The sequence below is a fragment of the Pedobacter cryoconitis genome, from assembly GCF_003259615.1.
Classification (GTDB): Bacteria; Bacteroidota; Bacteroidia; order Sphingobacteriales; family Sphingobacteriaceae; genus Pedobacter; species Pedobacter cryoconitis.
In genome coordinates this window covers 17,636-38,029 of sequence record NZ_QLLR01000039.1, presented here as the reverse complement: position 1 = coordinate 38,029, position 20,394 = coordinate 17,636, and the positions used below count along the sequence as shown (strand labels likewise).

Annotated in this window: 17 protein-coding genes; 7 read left to right on the top strand and 10 right to left on the bottom strand. The window is 39.6% G+C overall.

All coding sequences use genetic code 11. From position 1 onward, the window contains the following. Complete coding sequence (locus LY11_RS24075; RefSeq protein WP_111636161.1) at window positions 1–3,042, bottom strand: SusC/RagA family TonB-linked outer membrane protein; 3,042 nt, start codon at window positions 3,040–3,042, stop codon at window positions 1–3. A gap of 209 nt (window positions 3,043–3,251) precedes the next feature. On the opposite strand from LY11_RS24075, the gene LY11_RS24070 reads away from it, so the two are divergent. Continuing rightward, the gene (locus tag LY11_RS24070) at window positions 3,252–4,121 is read left to right on the top strand and encodes an AraC family transcriptional regulator (RefSeq protein ID WP_111636160.1); all 870 of its coding nucleotides are present in this window, start codon (window positions 3,252–3,254) and stop codon (window positions 4,119–4,121) included. On the opposite strand, the gene LY11_RS24065 is transcribed toward LY11_RS24070, so the two are convergent. From LY11_RS24065 to LY11_RS24050, 4 genes are all read right to left on the bottom strand, one after another. Further along, entirely contained in the window at window positions 4,114–5,289 is a 1,176-nt protein-coding gene (locus tag LY11_RS24065) for a glycoside hydrolase family 130 protein (RefSeq protein ID WP_111636159.1), read from the bottom strand. The two genes, LY11_RS24070 and LY11_RS24065, sit on opposite strands and share 8 nt — an antisense overlap. Window positions 5,290–5,301: 12 nt before the next feature. Beyond that, window positions 5,302–7,134, bottom strand: coding sequence for a sodium:solute symporter family protein (locus LY11_RS24060; protein WP_111636158.1), 1,833 nt, complete (start codon window positions 7,132–7,134; stop codon window positions 5,302–5,304). A 286-nt stretch (window positions 7,135–7,420) separates the two neighbouring features. Continuing rightward, window positions 7,421–8,263, bottom strand: a complete 843-nt coding sequence (locus LY11_RS24055) for a GNAT family N-acetyltransferase (RefSeq protein ID WP_111636157.1) — start codon at window positions 8,261–8,263, stop codon at window positions 7,421–7,423. A gap of 307 nt (window positions 8,264–8,570) precedes the next feature. Beyond that, window positions 8,571–8,957 (bottom strand): hypothetical protein, encoded by a 387-nt coding sequence (locus tag LY11_RS24050; RefSeq protein ID WP_111636156.1) that lies wholly within the window; start codon window positions 8,955–8,957, stop codon window positions 8,571–8,573. A gap of 320 nt (window positions 8,958–9,277) precedes the next feature. Here LY11_RS24050 and LY11_RS24045 point away from each other — a divergent pair, with 320 nt between their 5' ends. The 3 genes from LY11_RS24045 (at window position 9,278) to LY11_RS24035 (ending at window position 12,330) form a co-directional block, all read left to right on the top strand. Then, a complete protein-coding gene (locus LY11_RS24045; RefSeq protein ID WP_170132764.1) occupies window positions 9,278–11,053 on the top strand; it encodes an ATP-binding protein in 1,776 nt (591 codons plus the stop codon). Window positions 11,054–11,227: 174 nt separating this feature from the next. Continuing rightward, window positions 11,228–11,710, top strand: coding sequence for a hypothetical protein (locus LY11_RS24040; protein ID WP_111636154.1), 483 nt, complete (start codon window positions 11,228–11,230; stop codon window positions 11,708–11,710). A 185-nt stretch (window positions 11,711–11,895) separates the two neighbouring features. Continuing rightward, window positions 11,896–12,330, top strand: a complete 435-nt coding sequence (locus tag LY11_RS24035; protein WP_111636153.1) for a hypothetical protein — start codon at window positions 11,896–11,898, stop codon at window positions 12,328–12,330. A gap of 131 nt (window positions 12,331–12,461) precedes the next feature. On the opposite strand, the gene LY11_RS24030 is transcribed toward LY11_RS24035, so the two are convergent. Continuing rightward, window positions 12,462–12,884: a (R)-mandelonitrile lyase gene (locus LY11_RS24030; RefSeq protein WP_111636152.1), complete on the bottom strand. Its 423-nt coding sequence runs from the start codon at window positions 12,882–12,884 to the stop codon at window positions 12,462–12,464. Window positions 12,885–12,967: 83 nt separating this feature from the next. Beyond that, window positions 12,968–13,318: a nuclear transport factor 2 family protein gene (locus LY11_RS24025; RefSeq protein ID WP_111636151.1), complete on the bottom strand. Its 351-nt coding sequence runs from the start codon at window positions 13,316–13,318 to the stop codon at window positions 12,968–12,970. Window positions 13,319–13,675: 357 nt separating this feature from the next. Between LY11_RS24025 and LY11_RS24015 the strand changes: the two genes are divergently transcribed. Beyond that, on the top strand, window positions 13,676–14,440 hold the full coding sequence (locus tag LY11_RS24015; protein ID WP_111636149.1) for a hypothetical protein: 765 nt from the start codon (window positions 13,676–13,678) through the stop codon (window positions 14,438–14,440). 107 nt (window positions 14,441–14,547) lie between these two features. On the opposite strand, the gene LY11_RS24010 is transcribed toward LY11_RS24015, so the two are convergent. After that, window positions 14,548–15,306, bottom strand: coding sequence for an SDR family NAD(P)-dependent oxidoreductase (locus LY11_RS24010; protein ID WP_111636148.1), 759 nt, complete (start codon window positions 15,304–15,306; stop codon window positions 14,548–14,550). A gap of 441 nt (window positions 15,307–15,747) precedes the next feature. Beyond that, window positions 15,748–16,335: a Crp/Fnr family transcriptional regulator gene (locus LY11_RS24005; RefSeq protein WP_111636147.1), complete on the bottom strand. Its 588-nt coding sequence runs from the start codon at window positions 16,333–16,335 to the stop codon at window positions 15,748–15,750. A gap of 342 nt (window positions 16,336–16,677) precedes the next feature. On the opposite strand from LY11_RS24005, the gene LY11_RS24000 reads away from it, so the two are divergent. Continuing rightward, window positions 16,678–18,891 (top strand): glycoside hydrolase family 88 protein, encoded by a 2,214-nt coding sequence (locus LY11_RS24000; protein ID WP_111636146.1) that lies wholly within the window; start codon window positions 16,678–16,680, stop codon window positions 18,889–18,891. A gap of 291 nt (window positions 18,892–19,182) precedes the next feature. Continuing rightward, entirely contained in the window at window positions 19,183–19,275 is a 93-nt protein-coding gene (locus tag LY11_RS27325) for a hypothetical protein (RefSeq protein ID WP_394340921.1), read from the top strand. Window positions 19,276–19,340: 65 nt separating this feature from the next. Here LY11_RS27325 and LY11_RS23990 read toward each other — a convergent pair whose 3' ends face one another. Continuing rightward, window positions 19,341–20,384 carry an AI-2E family transporter gene (locus LY11_RS23990; protein WP_111636145.1) on the bottom strand — a complete coding sequence of 348 codons (1,044 nt, stop codon included), beginning with the start codon at window positions 20,382–20,384 and terminating at the stop codon, window positions 19,341–19,343. Window positions 20,385–20,394 lie beyond the last annotated feature (10 nt).

Here is a 20,394-nt window from a genome sequence, read left to right as displayed (position 1 = left end):
TTAAAATCCAACATTAAGTCCTAAGGACACTGCTCTTGTTTTTGGATAGCCACCTTCGTTAATCCCATTCTCGCCAACTTCAGGATCATATCCAGCATTGAATTTGGTAAAAGTGTAAAGGTTGTTTCCGGATAGGAACAGCCGCAGATTTTTAACGCCTTTGATCACGTTCGGCTTGAAATTGTAACCGATCGTGACGTTCTGTATCCTTAAGAAAGAGCCATCGGTAATATAAAAGTCCGATGCGCGGTTACCTCTTGAATTATTTGCTCTTGGAAATTCCGTGCTTGGATTATCTGGTGTCCACCTCAGAATCTGACGGCTGGGTGTCATCTTCGCAAAATCAAATACATCAATTCCCTGTACACCATATAACTGGAGAGAAAAATCAAATTGTTTATATTTCACACTGGTATTAAAGCTGTAAGTGAAGTCAGGGTTCGGATTCCCAATAATGGTACGATCATCTGCATTCACTACCCCGTCACCATTCAGGTCCACATATTTAATCTCTCCGGGTTGCGCGTCTGCGCCTGTTAATCCCGCAGCTATCCCCTGCTGGAGGGTTTGGATAATACCTGCAGACTTATATCCGAAATAAGAATACATGGGCTGGCCGATTGTGAATGTATTAATCCTTTGTCGCACGGATTCATAAAGGGTACCTACTTCAATTCTTGTACTCTCTCCCATGGCAACTACTTTATTGCGGTTTTTTGACATGTTCACTCCTGCAGTCCAGCTGAGGTCTTTACCTTGAATGATATTTGCATTTAAACCTAGTTCTACCCCCTTGTTGCTGATTTCGCCATCATTAATCCATTGCTGATCATAGCCTGCTGAAGGAGCAATTGTTTTTAAACGGAGTAAATCTTTTGTGTTTTTCACATAATAATCGGCTGTTAACGTAAAGCGCTGATCCATGATACCCAGGTCAACACCAAGGTCCAGAGATCTGGTAGTCTCCCATTTCAGGCTATTATTTCCCAATCCTCCAACAATTGTTAACCCTTGTTCATTGTTGCTGCCAGCCAGTCCCGGACCAAAACCAGTCTGGAAACCTGTGCCGGTAAAGTACCGTGCAGAACCAAATCTGTCAAGCGTCTGGTAAGGACTGATTCCCTGATTACCGGTAAGCCCGTAACTTGCTCTTAATTTTAATTCAGAAAAAAGGTTAAGCGATTTTATAAAGTTTTCTTCATTCAGTTTCCATGCAACGGCCGCAGAAGGAAAATAAGCCCATTTATTATTTGCTCCGAATTTGGTAGAGCCATCTGCCCTTGCAGTCAGTGTAAATAGATAGCGGTTCAGTAAACTGTAATTCGCACGTCCATAGAAAGAGGAAAGATCAAATCTTGAAAGCCCGTTCGTGATAGATTTACTCGCGGCTGTAGAAAGGTCTTCGTTCTGAAGATTGTCGTTCACAAACTGACGGCCTATCAATGAGCTGCTCCTGTTTTCGGTTTTCTGAATAGAGTAACCTGCTACGAAATTGACTGTATGTATAGTTCCAAAAGTCTTATTTACCGTAAAATAGTTTTCATTTAAGAGTTCTGAATAATTTGCGTTATCTATCGAACCATAGCCCTGTGCTTCGAAACCGCGCTGACTTACCCCATTAGGATCGTATTGATCATTGACTGAGTTTCCAAATTTTGAATTCAGCTGTGTTCTGAATTGCAACCAGCTGGTTAGTTTAATGTTAGCATAGATAGTCCCTAAAACATCGACTGTCTTTGTGGTATTCAGGAGCCCGTTAGCCAATGCCAGCGGATTACCGTAATCTGTGTTGCTGGTTCTGAAGTAATTACCATTTGCGTCATAAGCTGGAAAGATCCGCGAACGGGTAATCCCTAATCCGCCGCCATTATTCCTGGTATAAGCTAGTACTACGTTCGTTCCAACTACAATTGCCGGGGTTAATTTCTGCTCCAGGTTTAGCCTGCTGGTATACTTGTTATAGTCATTTTTGATAGCCAGTCCTTCTTCTTTATAGTAGTTACCTGAAATGGAATACTTTGTATTTTCTGATCCTCCGTCAGCACTCAGCGTATAACTTTGTGAAAAAGGGTTACGGTAAACCAGCTTCTGCCAATCCGTGTTATAGGGCCATTGCGGTTTATTAGGGTCAAGTCCTCTTAATTCGGCGATGGAAGGAAAGTAAACACCGCTTCTCACCTGGCCGAGGTAAGGAAGTTCAGCAGCAGGAGTTCCACCAGTTAATGCAGCTTCGTTTTCATAAATAGCCTGATCTGCGCCGTCTCTCCATAAATCTGGTTTCACAGAAAGACTGGAAATGGTATTGAGGGAAGAAAATGAAATTCTTGGTTTCCCGGCAACTCCTTTACGGGTAGTCACAATGATCACTCCATTCGCTCCTCTGGAACCATAAATTGCAGCTGAAGAAGCATCTTTCAGGACTTCTATAGATTCTATATCTTCGGGATTAATTTGCTTTAGCTGACCTGCGTCACCCCATGGGTAACCATCTACGACCATAAGCGGGTCTTTTGATCCGTTTAAAGAACTGGAACCTCTGATACGAATGGTTGCGCCGCTTCCTGGCTGCCCGCCCGGGGCGATGACCTGAACACCAGGAATCTTTCCTTGCAGCAGCTGATCTACAGAAGATGCAGGCGTACGGTTCAGTTCACTACCTTTTAAAGTGGATACTGCACCGGTAAGGTCGCTCTTTTTGATAGTTCCATACCCCACTACCACAACCTGCTCTAAGGTTTTAGCATTACTTTTCAGATCGACACGCAGCGTACGTTCACCTGCATTCACAGTAATCTCCCTGGTATCCATCCCTACGTAATGAAATACAAGAACTGAGGTTTCTGAAGGCAGGCTGATTGTAAATTTTCCATCTGCATTGCTGGATACTTTGGAGGAAGTGCCTTTCAGCACAATAGTTACATTCGGAATGGTGGCACCGGTATCGTCATAAACGGATCCGGAAACGGTTCGTTGCTGTGCTAAAAGAATGCCTGGCGACAATATTAGCAATAAGCACAACGCTAAGCGTAGAACTCTTGTCATAAATTTATTCGTTATAAAGGTTATTTATATTTGATTATCCAAAATTATTGTTCCAGGCAACATAACATTAATACTATTTTAACATTTAAACATACATTACTGTAGTTAAATGGTATTCCCACCCCTATCTTAACTGATACTATTTTAACTAATACTGGTATTATTTTTAATAAACCGCGTCTTTAATTCAGGGATTTGTAAATTTGAGAATGGATATTGTCAGAGAAATCACCCCTTTAACCCAGAACGACTGCTTCACTATGTTTTCGCGGATTAAGAAGGAATTTGATTTCCCTTTGCACAATCACGACGAAATGGAATTAAACCTGATCCTGAATGCGGCAGGGGCAAAACGCATTGTGGGAGACCATATAGACGTGATTACAGACTATGAACTGGTATTTATAGGCTCTAATCTCTCCCATGGCTGGTTTAATCACAATTGCCAGAACAGAGAGATTCAGGAGGTCACTATACAATTCCATAAGGATCTGCTGGACGACCGATTTTTAAAAAGGAACCAGCTTACGCAGATAAGAAAGATGTTTGAAGGGGCTAAACGAGGAGTGCTCTTTTCTACGGAAACGATTAAGGACATCGCACCAAGGCTTATTGCGCTAAACAAGATGAACAGTTTTGATTCTATACTGGAGCTGTTTTCTATCTTCCATGAGCTTTCCAATTCGAGGGAAATGCGCATGCTATCAGACTCCACTTTTAACCTGGAACAGTTCAATTACAATAGCCGCAGGATTGAAAAAGTATTCGAATTTATGAATGCAAACTTTAGCAGACAGATTACATTAATGGAGGTTTCCAAAGTCGCAAACATGCCGGAAGCTTCATTCAGCAGGTTTATAAAAAAGCGTACTGGTTATACCTTCATAGAAAGTTTAACCGAGATACGTTTGGGGCATGTCTCCAGAATGCTGATTGACACGACACATTCTGTTGCTGAAATAGCTTATAAGTGCGGCTTTAACAATATGGCTAATTTCAACCGCACTTTTAAAAGTAAAAAAGGATGTACGCCTAAAGAATTTAAGGCTGATTACAATGTGAACATCATTTTTATATAACCTGTTTATTTTTAGAGACTAAGCCTAACACCGTTTGTACTGAAGCTGCTGAAGTCAGGTTATCTTGTGGCGTATTGATTACATAGTCTAAGAGCTGATTAATTGAAGACACTGCAACGTGCATCCTGCTATCGGATGAGGCATAATAAATGAAGACTTTGCCATCGTCATCAGCAATCCATCCGTTTGAAAAAACCACATTACTTACATCACCTATGCGTTCTTCGTTTTCGGGAGCCAGAAAATAACCGGACGGTTTGTAAATTACTTTGGTCAGCTCATTCAGATCTGTCATAAACAGATACAGCACATAACGCAATCCTGCCGCGGTATTCCTCACACCATGGGCCAGATGAAGCCAGCCCTTTTCAGTTTTAAGTGGTGCCGGGCCCAGGCCATTTTTAGCTTCATATACGGTATGATAAACCTTTTTATCGATCACCGTTTCCTGTTGTATCACTGCATTTTCTATGTGATCTGATAAGCCATAACCAATTCCCCCACCCTTTCCGGCCTCAATAAAGCTATCTTGCGGACGTGTGTAAAAAGCGTATTTACCATTTACAAATTCAGGGTGAAGTACAACATTACGTTGTTGTGGGGAGGGTGTGACCAAGTCAGGCAGTCTTTCCCATTGCTTCAGATCTTTAGTCCTGACAATACCACATTGTGCAATTGCGGCCGACTGATCTCCTTCGGGAGCTGCAGGGTCCCGGCGTTCCGTACAGAATAAACCGTAAATCCATCCGTCTTCATGCTGCACCAGGCGTATATCATAGACATTCGTATCTGGCTCGCTGGTCTGAGGAATGACTACAGGTTCATCCCAGAAACGAAATTCATCAATTCCATTAGGGCTTTCAGCAATCGCAAAGAATGACTTTCTATCATTACCTTCTACTCTCACTGCCAGCAGGTATTTACCATCAACCTTTAGCGCACCTGAGTTAAAGGCGGCATTAATGCCAAACCTTTCCATCAAATATGGATTGGTAGCTGTATCCAGATCGTATTTCCAAAAGTAGGGTGTATGCTCGGCTGTGATTATTGGGTATTGATACCTTTCAAAAACTCCATTTCCGTATGGATAGGCCACATTTTTACGGCTAATCAGATTTTCGTATTTCTCAATTATCTGCTTCAGCCTATTATTGAATATCGGATTCATCTTATTTATAGTTTAATTTTCTAATTTATTCCACCATGTTTTTTTCAGGATAGTGATGATCACCGCAAGGATAATCACTGTAACGATCAATGGTGTTTTCATCCACAGGATAAGGTACATCGGAAGGATAGTCAGGCATAGTTGCGCGATTACCCCAAGTACAACGTTCATCATGTCAAGTTTAAACCCTTTGTTAGGTACAAATGAAGGGTCTTCGGACATCACAAGTTCCTTCACGGGAGCCCAGAATCCCCATGGACGCACTGTTTTGTAAAAATTCTTTAATACGTCTATATCTGTAGCTGGCGCACTGTAAGTACCAATCACGCAACCACTGATAGAGATCAGGAAAAGCCACGGCCAGTTGTATAAGGGTAACCCGGTAAAAATGAAAGGAAAGACCATTGCCGCAGCAATACCGGCAACCATACCCCAGAAGAAGCCGTTCGCATTAAAGCGCCACCAATACCATTTCAGCACATTAGAGGCGATATATCCTCCGTAAAGTGCTCCCACAATCCATTGCAGAATGCTGTTTACATCCTTCGCAAAAAAACCGAGTATAACACCGACTACCACAACCAGTACGCCGACGATATAATTCATCGCCATAATCTTTTTTGTAGAGGCCGCGGGGTTTACATATTTCAGATAGATGTCATTCACGATATACGCTTGCGCCGCATTCAGCGTCCCAGAGAAAGTGCCCATAAATGCACCAAACAAACCTGTAAGCACCAATCCTAAAATCCCTACAGGCAAAAAGCCATTGATGACCGCAGGGAGTATTTTCTCAAAGTCTGTTCCTGTACCGGCATCCTTAAGATTGAGTTGTTTAAAATAAAGCAGACCGAGTACTGTAAGACCGGTAATCATGGTATAACGAACAGGCAAAAGTATGAGGGAAACAAAACCAGTCATCTTGGATGCGTCTTTTGGAGATCTTGTTGATAACATCTTTTGCATATCATAATTGGGGGCCGGCCCGGCCAGACTGGCAAAAATCCCTTTAAATAACATCATCATAAAGAATACGCCGAACAGACCGTAACCGTCGTCCTTAATTTTCTGATTTGCGTCTTTAAAAATACCTGACCAGTCCATGTCCAGCCTCATGCCAAAAAAGGGATCTGTCCATCCGTTGGGTACATTTACTTTACCTCCGCTTGCATGCAGGTGGTTCACGGCAATAATCCCTATGGCAACACAGCCTACAGTCATAATTGCATATTTGATAACATCACCCACCACGATACTATGCAACCCGCCGATTATAGAGTAAAACATGGCAAAAAGTGTAAATATGATCCCGTAGAAATGTGCAACGTACTGTGGGGCAATATCAAAAGGGACATAATCTTTTACAACTGCCCAGGGTACAAATATTTCAATAAACTTACCTAAACCTATAAACCCATAGGCAAGGAAACCGAGACAACCGATCAGTGCAAAAACTACAGTGACATTATGTGATGATTTTACGCCTCTGCCTTTTAAGCCGAAACGGGTAACCAGCCATTCTGCGCCTGTATTTGCATTGGAACGCCTCAGCCATTTAGCCAGAAACATCATATTGAAAACCTGGTTAAAAACGGGCCATAACCAGGGAATCCAGATACTTTTAAAGCCGTATACGAAACATAAAGACACCATCCACATGGTCCCGCTAATATCAAACATATCCGAAGCATCACTCAATCCCAGCATATACCATGGGAGTTTCTTACCACCCATTAAGTAACTTTCCTTATTCTGCCTTGCTTTATTACGATAATACCATCCTATCATCAGCATCGAAATGAGATAACAGAGTAAAATGGAAACGTCTAATAATTTTAAATTCATTGAGGATGGGGATGAAATATATTTGGTTTAATTGATGGATATTATTTTGATACTTTGTAATCGTATTACTAATAAAAGCTTAACACGAAGAGAACCCAAAAGTAGGATTCCATTAAACCAGATATTAATACTATTTTAACAAATGATTGTATAAAATATAAATACTTCTGGCCACAGGGGAGCTTACTGTTATCCTGTTTCTGGCAGGCAGTATTCATCAGGGACGAATTATTGGATCGTTTCCCTTTGGCAATCAGTTCTTAAAATATTCGTTGGTTCGGGGAGATTATAATCTCCTTTTCATTTCCAGCTGTGCTATCGGATTGGAAAGTCCAAGGCTTTTGAAAAATGCAATGGTTTCTGGTGAACTCGTATCTACATTGTTCATAGACAATGTTTTGGGATCAATCGAAGCAATCATCTTATTGACTAATTGTGTAGCTACGCCTTTGCGTCTGTGTGCAGCTGAAACAGCAATTTGGTGTATTTTCCTGGAAACAGGGTTATATACGAGGTAACCGATTAATTCTTCGTTGAGATAAGCTCCTACTGCAGTACAGCGGTCTTTGCTTTTTTCCAGTGTCGCCACAGAATTTTGCCAGGAAGGTTTGATGGTCCAGAAAGAGGTCAGCTTGTCCCAATCGAACTGCGTTAAATCTCTGATGACTGCTACAGGCGCTTTTTCTACTGTTTGAACCGCCCCATTAAAACAATCAAGGGTTCTGTTTACCTGGTAATCCATCTTTTCATAAGCACGGATACCGGCATTATTACCGACAATCACTTCTAACAGCATTTGCTCCACTCCTAATGCTTTCAATTCAGGCAATAGAAAAGCATACATTTCACCAACCAAACCTTTCCCGCGATAACCAGGAACAACACCTGTTGCGGCATTGTAGGCTGATAATTTCCCATCAACCTGGTTAAGGCCGTGAAGCATAAAACCGATTAATTTACCAGATGAAAAAACTCCGACAGATAAGTTCAACTTTACGTTCTCCGCAAAAATCTTAAATTCCAATTGTTCTGAATTGAGTTGCAAAGGCACTATATAATCAGAAAAAGATTGGTTTAATACTTCTACTATACTATCAATTGAAATGTTTTCTAAAGTGGTAATTTCCATGTTTTATCCTTTTGAGATACAATATTAACTTTTATATCGGGTAATCTGAATTCCTTTTTTTCAGGAATGGCATAAAATTCCAATTACTATCAAAGAATAAGATTCAATTTCTTGTGAAATTTAAAAATTAAAACAAAAGTTACCCGAAATATATTTTCAGATAATAATCTCTGTAAGTATAACATATTGATTAAGTTTGGTTATGAACTTTAATTATACTTCCGCTAAATATATAGTAGCACTACTTCTGATTTTCGGCTATACTGTCGAATGAAGAAGGCTTCTCAATTAACAAACGTTTTGTGGATTAACGTTGTGCCCTGGTTGCTTTATCAAAAGATAATAACAGACTCTTTTGATCGATGTCTTTTAAGGAAACTTCATGGGTATTTTTTCCAAGGCCGGCAGTAAAATACACAGCGGCTTTAACTGTTTTTCCTTTTTCCAGCCCATCTTCAAATAAAGCAATCCCGAATAAGGTACTGTCTGCTTTAGAAGAGGCTATAATGCTTACAGTACCTAAATTATAGTTACCGTTATTTTTCAGCGTAACAATTCCGTCTTTATAAGTATAGCTGAGTCCTTTAACTGTGGCCAAATAGGTTTTATTCTTACTGGTAACAGGCTGATAGCTTTGTGCATATCCAGAAATTCCAGCAATTAATAACAAGGAGGCTAATAAGATTTTTTTCATCGGTTTTCAGACTTACACAAAAATAGTATTTTAAGTTTATTTGTATAGCTGAATTCCGCTTTTGAACCAGGTTTTTTTTGTTGCTTTTATCTGTAAACTATTATCTTTGACGCCTGCCCTTTTCTGGTAATCCTGTTATGTCAATCTTGCGTACGTTTCTCCTTTGTTTCTTTCTATTTTGCTGTTTTCAGCTACTCTATGGTTCTCAAAAACCCATAAAATCAAGTTCTCCCGTACCAGATATCAGCGCGTACGAAAAGCTGATCATTCATTACCGATATGATAAGCCAGATTCTGCCCTGTTTTTTGTGAAGCTCGGGATGAACCTTGCAAAAAAGACGAAAGATGAAGAAGGTATGGCAAGAATGCTCAACCAGATGGGAATGATTGATGATAATTCCGGGGATGCGGTATCCTCCAGACAACGTTATCTGGAAGCACTTGAAATCTACAAACGCCTGAATAATTATAAAGGAATAATTAAAGAGAATATCCGGCTGGGTGTTGTGGAAAACAGAAAAGGCAGCTCGGCAACAGCAATTCCTTATTTTCTTGAGGCATTAAAGATAAGTGAGCAAAACAAGGATAAGAGTGGAATTATGGAGTCATACATTACGCTTGGTGAGGTGTATGCTTTCCGCCATGATTATCAACGTGCAATCTCTTATTACAAGCGTGCTGAATCGATCGGTACCACACTTCCCTTTTCAAGCCTGAAGTTAAATACCTGTCTGAACTTTGGAACTGCCTACAGGGAAACCGGTGAGCTGTCCAAAGCCATTTATTACTTTGAAAAGGGTATCAGCCAAAGTGATTATCATGAAATGATGGGATTAAATATTTCCCTGACCAACGGGCTTGCCCAGGTATATGCAAAGTCAGGAGCGATACCAAAAGCTATTGAACTTCAGAAAGGAGCCTTATTGAAATCCAGAAAAATCAGCAATAGCATCCGTGAGTTCCAGAGCCTGATAGCACTTGCAGAAAGCTACGCACCTTCAGACCGGGCAATAGCACTGAACTATCTTCAGCAAGCACTGAAGGTGGGACAAACTAAAAAGGCCAATAAACAGATTCTTGAAGCACTATCACATATTGCTGCCCTTTATGAAAAATCCGGAGATTATAAAGCCGCCTACATGGCAAGAACCAGGCAATATAGCATCGCTGACAGTTTTTACTTCAAGGATATATCACTTAAAATAGCTAATCTGCAGGCGCAATATGAACTCACCAAGTCTCAGGCCAAAGTTGCACAACTGAAGTTTGTAAACAATGAGCAGTCACTGGAACAAAAGATTATGTTCTGGATCATATCGGGCGTTACAGCCCTTATGCTGGTCCTGGGTGTTTACTTTTTTAAGGTCAGAAACCTGAACCGGCTTATGAATAAAGCCAATGCAGATCTTATACAGTCGAACAACGTAAAAGACAAGCTATTTTCAATTCTTGGACACGATCTTAAAGCTCCGCTGGCTTCAATTCTCAATCTTCTTGTACTGATAAACAGAGGCTGGTTATCTGACGAGGAAAAGTCGCTTATGCTTGGTAAACTGGAATTACAGTGTAATGCTACATCGGATACGTTAAATCTTATTTTGCGCTGGGGACAAATGCAATTAAAAGGAGTCATGATTAATCAGAGTGATGTCAGTCCGGAAAAGAAAATTAAACGTAATATTTTGCTACTGAAGGAAATGGCCGCCCAGAAATCAATTTCTATTGAACAGGAAATTGAACCAGATCTGCGTGTGTTTTGTGATGCAGATCATCTGGATTTTCTGGTTCGCAATATTTTATCAAATGCAATAAAATTTACACCCGCTGGAGGGATTATCTATATAGCGGTACGGGCTTATCAGGACAATCAGGTAATTTGCCAGTTCAGGGATAACGGAATCGGGATAGAGCCTTCACGTTTAGAGTCTATATTCAGCGTAAATAATATAAGTACTATGGGTACTAATAATGAAAAAGGAACTAGCCTTGGTTTGGTTATCTGTAAAGAATTTATTAGTGCCAATGATGGGAATATCTGGGTTGAAAGTGTAATTGGTGAGGGTTCTGAGTTCTTTTTTACTTTAAAAAGAAAATAACCCTTAGAAATGTAATGTTAAATCTATATAGAGATTCTTGAAGACGAATACTAAACAATACACTACAGTTATTTTCCTGATACCCGCGAATACTAATGATGCGACTGATTAAATGAATGTTAACCTAGCTTTAGGTGAGTTAAAAGTCAAGACTTAACCTATGATGAATCACCGATGCAAAAACAGACAAGTGACGATTTCCATAATTATACGATCATTGTGACCATGACAGGCATTATGGCCTGCGGGCAAGGAAAGAAAAAACCAGGTAATGCCGCAAATGAAAGTTCCATATGGACGGATACCAAGATACCTGAAGAATTCAAGGATTACAAAGTGTTAAACTCCAATTACGAGAACGACAACTACGAAACTATATTATTTGCTAAAAGCAACGATTATATGGCTCCAAGTCCAATCAGGGTTAGCTGGTCTGTAAATGATCAGGTGATCTTATCGGTTTGCCGAAGTCAGGAGGAACCTGAACCAGGATACCATCATTATAAACTTAACAAATCAGGAGAAGTGCTGGACAGTCTGTATGTCCCTTTCAAGGGAGGCGGGCTTATTGGTTTATACCTGTTCATGTATCCTATAAGGAAGATTACTATTATACTACATGGCCACTCAATGGCGACCTTAAGCAAAAAAAGATAGAAATCCTTAATGGCGACCTGAGCTGGTCTGCGGAAAAGCTTGAAAAAACATACCTGGAAATCGTACGAAATGGCAAATACGCCTTTAATCAACCAGTTAGTCAGCCGGGCGACGGGGAACCTGATTGGTCACTTCAAAGGATTTTTTTCGTGGAAAACGGTCAATACAAAGTCCTTTATAAAAAGATGAAACAGTATGCTAAAGTTCCGGAATTTAAGGGGATGGCTACATTGAGTGATGAATTTTATTATACATCTGATGACCAGAACCCCAAATTTGCACAAAACTTTAAGCTGAAATATTTTCAGCAGGTAGAGAAATTAAGTTATGATCATTCTATAGGTGGTGGCTCTCCCTCCTACTCCACAACCGGATGGGCGGGAAGAGTATTTTTTGACCTGCCTATAAACAAGGGAATACTTAAGTTGAGATATGACGGCATTATTAAAGAAACCGGAACCTCCGGAGATAACAAAACAAGATATTACCGGAGCCATGGGGAAGGGGCATCTGTATCGCCTTTTAATTTAAACCTCTATACAAACAGTAGGTTAGATTTCGCCATTTACTCGACCAGTTCAAGATATATTTACCTGATTAAACCGAAAAAAAAGGGATAATTTTGGGGACTGTTTTATAACTATACCATCCCCCATTGTCTCCCTTAATTATCAATTATTACAAGCTGTTTTCATAGCAATCACTGGTTTATTTTAGGCAGGGCTTCCAGAATTAACTGACTGTGTGTGCTTTATTTGCTGACTTCTGCATACTCTTCATCAGTGACAGGAGTCATCCATGTTACATTGCTGCCTTCAAACATATTTGAAATAGCTATATGTACCATTTTACTATCAGCAGAAGCTCCGTGCCAATGCTCCACGTCTTTTGGGATCGCTATCGTTGTTCCTTTTGTAAGTACCTGTGCAGGTTCGCCCCGCTCCTGATACCAGCCTTCGCCTTCAATTACCAGCAATACCTGCCCAATGGGATGTGTATGCCAATGTGTTCTTCCTCCAGGACTGAACGTTACCTGTCCCACATTATACAAACCTTCCATTTGTTCGGGAGATACTAAGCCTTGAACGTGTACTTCACCGCTAAACCATTCAGCTGATCCACGATTTCCTATTGGAAAAACAGAGGTTTCATTTTGATTGTTCGTTATATTCATAGCTGGTTTTTGTTTTGAGTTCCTGCAATATAGACTTAAAGCAGGGTGAATAACTATCCCATCAAATTTAGTTAGTTTCTTATTTATTCAGTTCCGATGACGAAAGCCTTTAATTCAGCCATCTTACCATTGCTAAATCGCCAGACATCACAATAAGAGTAAACGACCATCTTCCCGTCTTCGTCCTTCATACTAATTTCACCAACTGCCGAAACGAACTCACCTTCGGCAATTAAATTTTCGACCATAAACTTTGGCGGTTCAACATAGACCGTTGCCATATACTCCCGAACGGCCTTCTTACCCCACAGTGTTTTATCACCTACAAATGTCCATTTCGTATCCTCGGTGCAAAAAGAAAGAAATCCTTCATAGTCGCCTTCAATTATAGCCGCGTTTGCTTTTTCTAAAATTGCTTTATTATTCGAATCCATAGGGAATTTTTAATTTTACGAAAAACATATTAATCAAACGCCTAAAATTACCGGCTTATTGTTATTTATCGGCTTATTTACAGACACACAATATAATATTAACTGATTTACAGAATGTTGCAGCACTCATGGCAATACAGTCCTGTCTGGTTACTTCAAAAAGTGAGTTATCAATTAACTTCAATCCGAGCAATAATTGCGGGGAAGCTGAAATCACCTATGCTTACCTTGACCATTAAATACTTACAGCTATTGAACAAGTATTGGATTAACAGTTTTAAACTAAAGATGTTTAAGATTATAGATTTTTACAATCTTTTTTTGTTACCTTAAATTTATGTTTTAAACAGAAATACTATGAAAAATTATTGCTTTTTGTTGCTGAGTATATTTATATTTTCTTGTTCTCAAAAGAAAGTGGATTCAGCTGGTTTTCAAAATAAAGCGGGTTTGAATTTAGAAAAAATTGATTTCAAAGAAAATCCTTTAGAAATTCTAAAATTGAAAATAGATAGTAGTGTGAATGATCAGGAAGAATATGTTAAAAAGGGTTATTTTGAATTCTTTGATTACCCTATTGCCCATAAACTTGATCCCTGGAATGGTAAAGATTCATTTTATGGAAAGGCTTACTACAGCAAAGTAATAGATAGCATAGCTTATTACCAGCATATAAATTTTAATAGAATAGCTTTTCTAACACATAAAAATAAAACAGTGGCTATTTTGGCCAATGCCGAAATTAAATCAGATACAGTTTACAATGATTTGATTAAACAATTAGACAAACAATATGGCACGCCAAGTTTTAGGCCAGCAACTACTCTGGATGTTTTTTATGAATGGACTACTAAAGACAGGTATATTCAAATTGATTATTCTAAAGGCATGTCAATTTCGGCCACGTCAGGTAAGAACATAGAAATGAAGCAGATTCTTAATTTGAAAATGCTTTTTTTCAATAAAGATGCAGCAAAGGCTATTCAAGAAATACAGCAAACAAATTATGCAAAAACAAAGAACTATAAAATAATGGATGGTGATTTCAAATTGTATAAGGGTGATCCTTCAAAAAATATAGTTTTAAACGATAGTTTGTTGAATGAAAAGTTCAAGAAATAAGAATAAAACGCTCTGATTTTCAATAGAAATCAGAGCGTTTTATGTAAATATTGGATATTCCGGACTCCCCTGGCCCCACTTAAATGTGTTTAAAGAATGAATTTGATTTAAAAACCATACATACCACCCGAAACGCCAATTTGCTCGCCCGTGATCCAGGCTGCATCATCCGAAGCAAGAAATAAAACAGCTTTCGCAATATCTTCGGGCTGACCTCTGCGGCCAAGCGGTGTTTTGGCAACAAACATTTTTTCATATTCACTGCCCGTAGTTACACCTGCACTAGCTGCTCCTTCTGTAGCTGTAGCGCCAGGCAAAATAGAATTAATACGAACATTCTTTACACCCAGTTCTTTCGATAAGGCAATCGTCATAGCGTCTAATGCCGCTTTAGTGGCAGAGTATAAAGAGGCACCCGGAAGAGGGTATTTGCTCGCACCTGAACTGATATTAATGATATTGCCTCCCTTATCACCAAATGCTTTTAAAGATGCCTGAATAGTCAATATGGGTCCCAAAACATTAACGTTGAAATGCTGATGGAAAGCTGCTACCGATATTTGTTCAACAGGTAAGTATCCCTGGTGCACCGCGTTATTTACCAAAATATCCAACGGGCCGAAAGCCGTATTGGTTTCTTCAAACAGCCTGATCACATCGGCCTCATTCGATACATCCGCTTGTACGGCAATGGCCAAGCCTCCGTTGTCGGTTATCTCCTTAACCACCTTATCTGCACTTTCTCTACTGGAGGCATAATTTACAACTACTTTTGCACCTGCTGCCGCGAAGTGTTTTGCGATAGATGCACCTATTCCTTTTGCTGCACCGGTAACTACCGCTACTTTGTTTTCTAATCTACTCATGATTTCTATATGTTATTATGTCATATTCTTCAGGTGTATTTTTGTTCTGAAGTATATTCAAAGATGCCGCCTTATAACGGACTGTTTATTGACATGAATCATTAAGTAAGTTTGATTTAGGTCAACTCATTATCGTGACCTAAATCAAGTTAATCGGATAACTAATTGTAAAAAAACAACTTAAGGCAGCCAGGAAAAACCAAGAAGCAAAAATCCAAAAAGATCACAACGGCATATTTTGCGTGATTGAGCAATTTTTTTGCATTTAGAAAGTTATATCGATTGGGGTTTCTGCGGTGGAAATTCAAAAACCTGCTGTCTTGTGGAAAAGCTATATTAAAGCTTATGGTTTGCGGGCATGTTATAGAATGTTCCTATCCAGCTAAAACATAACGTGCCATTTTTTTATTTGGATACCGAATTTACCCCTTTAATAAGGATCTATTTAAAAGAGTTTTTCCTTATCCTGCTCAAAGTTTCCGGGGATAAACCCAGATAAGAGGCGATCATGTTTTGAGGAAACCGTTTTAGAAAATGCGGATAATTGCGAATCAGGTCCTCGTAACGCTCTTCAGCCGTATAGCTAAAAGCGGCCTGCATTCTTTTCTGGCTTGCAATGGTGTAATTTTGACTGATTACGTTCTGCATCGCTGAAAAGGCAGGTATATTTTTAAGAAACTCCTCAATTTGAGCATTGGTTGATTGAAGAACTTCCAGGTTCTCCAGCGCCTCAATATTAAAGCGACTTGGTGTCAACAGGTAAAAGCTTTCAAAATCAGCCAGCCACCAATTTTCCACAGACAATTTCAATACATTTTCATGCCCCTTTTCATCTACGGTAAAGGTTCTGGCGGATCCTTTTACAATAAACCCAATATATCTGCATACGTCTCCTTCCTGTAAAAAGTATTGACGTTTTCTAAGTTTTTTTGGTTTGAAATGTACCATCAACAAATGCTTATCATCTTCTGAAAGCAGTTTGCCTGATATTTCTTGAATGTAATCGAAAAACGCTTCAAAATTGTACATTGTTTTAGTATATAATAATTCGCAATTTACTCAAGCTGCCTGATAAAAACTAAAAAAACAAACATCATAAATCACTCAGCATGCTTGATGTCGTAAAGGAAATCGAAGTAGTATTCTAACCGGTGTCTCTCCTTTGATAGCACAATTTATATCTTTCGCCTTTCAGATCAGCAATATAACAGGTAAGTCCTTTGCATCAATCTGCATGTCCTGATAATTATCCATTTAGCTAATCGAGTGTTTCAACCACAAAAAATATTTGTCAGAAAAAATGTTTCCTCAAAACAAACCAGCCAGATCGCTGTTTGATCCAATCAAATTAAACATTAAATCACGCTTGTTATGAATGGATTATCTCCCTGGGCCTTATCCGCAAGTTCTGAATTAGCGGAAACCTACATGGCATTGTATTGCAATACTGCCGGAAGTTTTGAATTTAAAGTTTACCAGACTACTGACTCAATCTGGGTCAGGGCCGGTCTGCCAAATGGCGGAAGAGCTGAATTTCGTACAGCATTCAGTCCCGGAGGAAATCTGGAAATTAAAAAAGCTATTGAGGATAACAATGGTATTTTACTAGAATTGGAAAGTGAAACTGGTAAACAACAGGTCAAAATTATTATTGATCTGCAGGAAACCATTCCGGTACTGCATTACACAACCATTTTAACGCCGAAAAAAGATCTGCTAATCCCATTCTGGCCAAGGGACATCGTGATCAGCAGCAAAAATGGAAATTCAGAGAACACTGCCGGAAAAATTCATCTTAGCCAGGAAGGAACCCGAACAGGGCTTATCTATCTGACCCAGACCAGACCAAAGTCTGCTTCGGTCCTTTATCTGCAAAACCTCACTGCCCTTTCAGATTACTGCCAGCAAACCCAGACTTCCTGTGCTGATACTGTTGGTGGCAACTGGCCGGAAATGGGTTTTGCCCTGCCTGCTTGCAAAGATCTGCCATTGAAAGCCGGTAAGGAGGTTGTCATCAATGATGCGTTTGTAGCCTTTGATGACCAGATCCCAGGTGATCAGTTTAAAACTAATCACCAGTTCCTGAACTTAATGGCAAGAATTTACCTCTTGCTTCCCAAACCAGAGACGAGCTATCAGAACTGGCCGGAAATTCTTGAAAAAGGACTAAAAGATTTGATTGAAAGTCCAGGCTGCTGGAGTAAGGTTGCTGGACATAACTACTTTAATGCTTACGTAAGTGACTATACAACACCACCGGAAATTATGGTACAACTTGCAGTATTATTACCTTTGGTGGATTATGTAGAATGGAGTAAAACTGACCTTGAGGTCATCCAAACCATCAAGAAAGGTCTGCCAGAGTTTTTTGATCCCAAGCTTGGTGTGATCAGCCGGTGGTTACCTGCAGCTGAAGATAAGCTTGAAGGTGAGGAGGAACAAAAAAAACCTGGGGTTATGGACTCCTGGTATCTGCACCACCCAATGCTTAATTTAAGCAGACTGGCACTAAAAGGAGACAAAACTGCTGAAAAACTATTCCTGGACTCCTTAGACTTCACCATTAAAGTTGCCCACCACTTCAACTACCACTGGCCAGTATTTTATAAGATGGATACGCTTGAAGTGATTAAAGCAGAAACCGCAGATGGTAAAGGCGGAGAAAAAGACGTAGCAGGACTTTATGCGCATGTCATGCTCCAGGCATGGGAACTCACTAACGAAAAACGTTATTTAAAAGAATCAGAAAAAGCAGCACAAACGCTGCAGGAATACGGATTCGATATTTTCTACCAGGCAAATAATACAGCGTTTGCCTCCGGCGCACTTTTACGTCTTTACAAGATCACCAAAAACGAATTGTATCTGGAGCTGAGTTATCAATGTCTTGCCGCAATTTTTAGAAATACACAAATCTGGAACTGTGATTATGGATATGGAAAGAACTTTCCCAAATTCTTTTCACTATTCCCACTAAATGATGCTCCTTATACTGCTGTATACGAAGAGCAAGAAGTATTCTGTGCTTTACATGATTTTCTTAAACATGCTGAGGGCGTAGAAATTCTTCCATCACTGAAACTGCTGATTGCGGAATATATCCGTTATCTCGTTGATCGGGCAGTATATTACTACCCAACAATGCTTCCTAAAGATATGCTCGAAGAAAAACCTAAGGTTGGGGAATTAGACCCAAAACTATGGATTGCCCTGGAAGACTTGCAGGACGGATGGAAAAAATCAGGTACAGTAGGACAGGAAGTTTATGGGGCAGGGAACGCTTTCGGAATCTTGCCGAGACATTATTTATTGGTTCCTGGTGAACACTTCATGGTATATGTGGATTATCCTACTTCAGGGTTCAAAGCTATCCGTGAAAAGAATATACACTTTACGACCCTGGGTGATGACCGGCTGTCATGCAGGATGATGATCGTTAAAACCAGCACCTCCAAACTTCCTGATTTTAAAGTAACTATCAAAGGGGCGAAAGAACCATTAAAAGAAATAGCTGCGATAAAAGGAAACGTGGAATACCAGCTTTTCGGAAATCAGCAGGTCAGTATCAGCTGGACGCATGAATAAATAATGTTTATAATTTAATAAACAAACTAATAGGCTTTTGGTTGTAGTTATTGCTCTGCTAAATGCTTTATCAAAAACTTTAATTCATCAATCTAAAAACAAATATTTATGGCAATAACAGCAAAACAAGCTCTAAAGCAACTACAAAAAAAACAGGTTCATAACCAACAGGAAAAACCGGTAAGATGGAAAATTCTGAATTTCATGATTTTTTTGTAGATGAACTGAAAGACATTTACTGGACTGAAAAACACCTGATTAAAGCCTTACCATACGGAAGTAGCTGAATTATTGCAATTCACACTTGATAACGAAAAAGCAACGGATGAAGCATTAACTGAAGTGGCCGAAAGCTTCATAAATGAACAGGCTGCTGCAGAGTAGAAATTATGGCAGGCTTTCCGATTTGGTTGAGCCTGCCAATATTGTTTTGATTTTTCTGTGCAGTATTACCTATGCTCTGTTTCCATTTTTTTCACATACAATTCATCAACAAGGATAATTATAATTGCCAGCAGCGGCACTGCCAGAATAATTCCCAGTGCCCCGGATAAGGTACCCATAATAACCTGACTGATAATTGTAAGTGCGGGAGGCAGATTGATCATTCGCTTTTGAATTAACGGGGTAACGATATTACTTACTATAGTCTGAGAGATCACATAAATCAATGCTACAATAATTGCCGTATTGGTACTTACAGTGAGTGCCAGCAAAACACCTGGAATCATTGCTGCCATAGAACCAAAATTCGGAATCAGTTTTAACATCCCGGTAAACATTGCCAATACCATTGCGCCGGGAATTCCCATTACGGTCAAACCTATTGCAATCATAAATGTAATCAGCACCATAGATAACATGGTACCTTTTAACCAACCTTTAAGTGCAGTACTGATGCGGTCAATTGCAACTCTTGCCAGTAGTTTATTTTTAGGGGGTACCAGCATAATAATTCCATCTTTATAAACGGAAGGGTTTGCAGTAAAAAAGATAGCCAGTAATATAATCACATACAGATTACCCATTACGCCAAAACTGGTACTAAAAAACTGCTGGGCAGTGGAGAATAGTTTTTCAGAGTTATCACCAGAAAGATAAGTAAGTATTTTACGACCGGTATGGGTTTCGTCCATTTTAACCTTTGCTGCTGTAATGGTATTAGGCAGTGAATCTGAAAGTACCGAAATCTGATCCTGCATTTTTGACCCCATGAACCATAGCAGCGTCCCCAGAAACACAAAAGATCCTCCAACAGATATGATCATACTCAACCTTCTGTTCAGCTTTGTCTTACGCTCAATCAAATCACCAAGACCATGAAAGTAAACGGCAATCAGTGCGCCCGCTAAAATCATTAATAATACATTGAAAGCAACTCTGGCAATAAGTATGACTACAACCAGCAGCGCAACAATAGCTACAGTCTGCCAGACCTTCTGGATATAGGATAGTTCTTTATTGGTATTGCCGGATGATGAATTCATATTCATAATTTTCAAT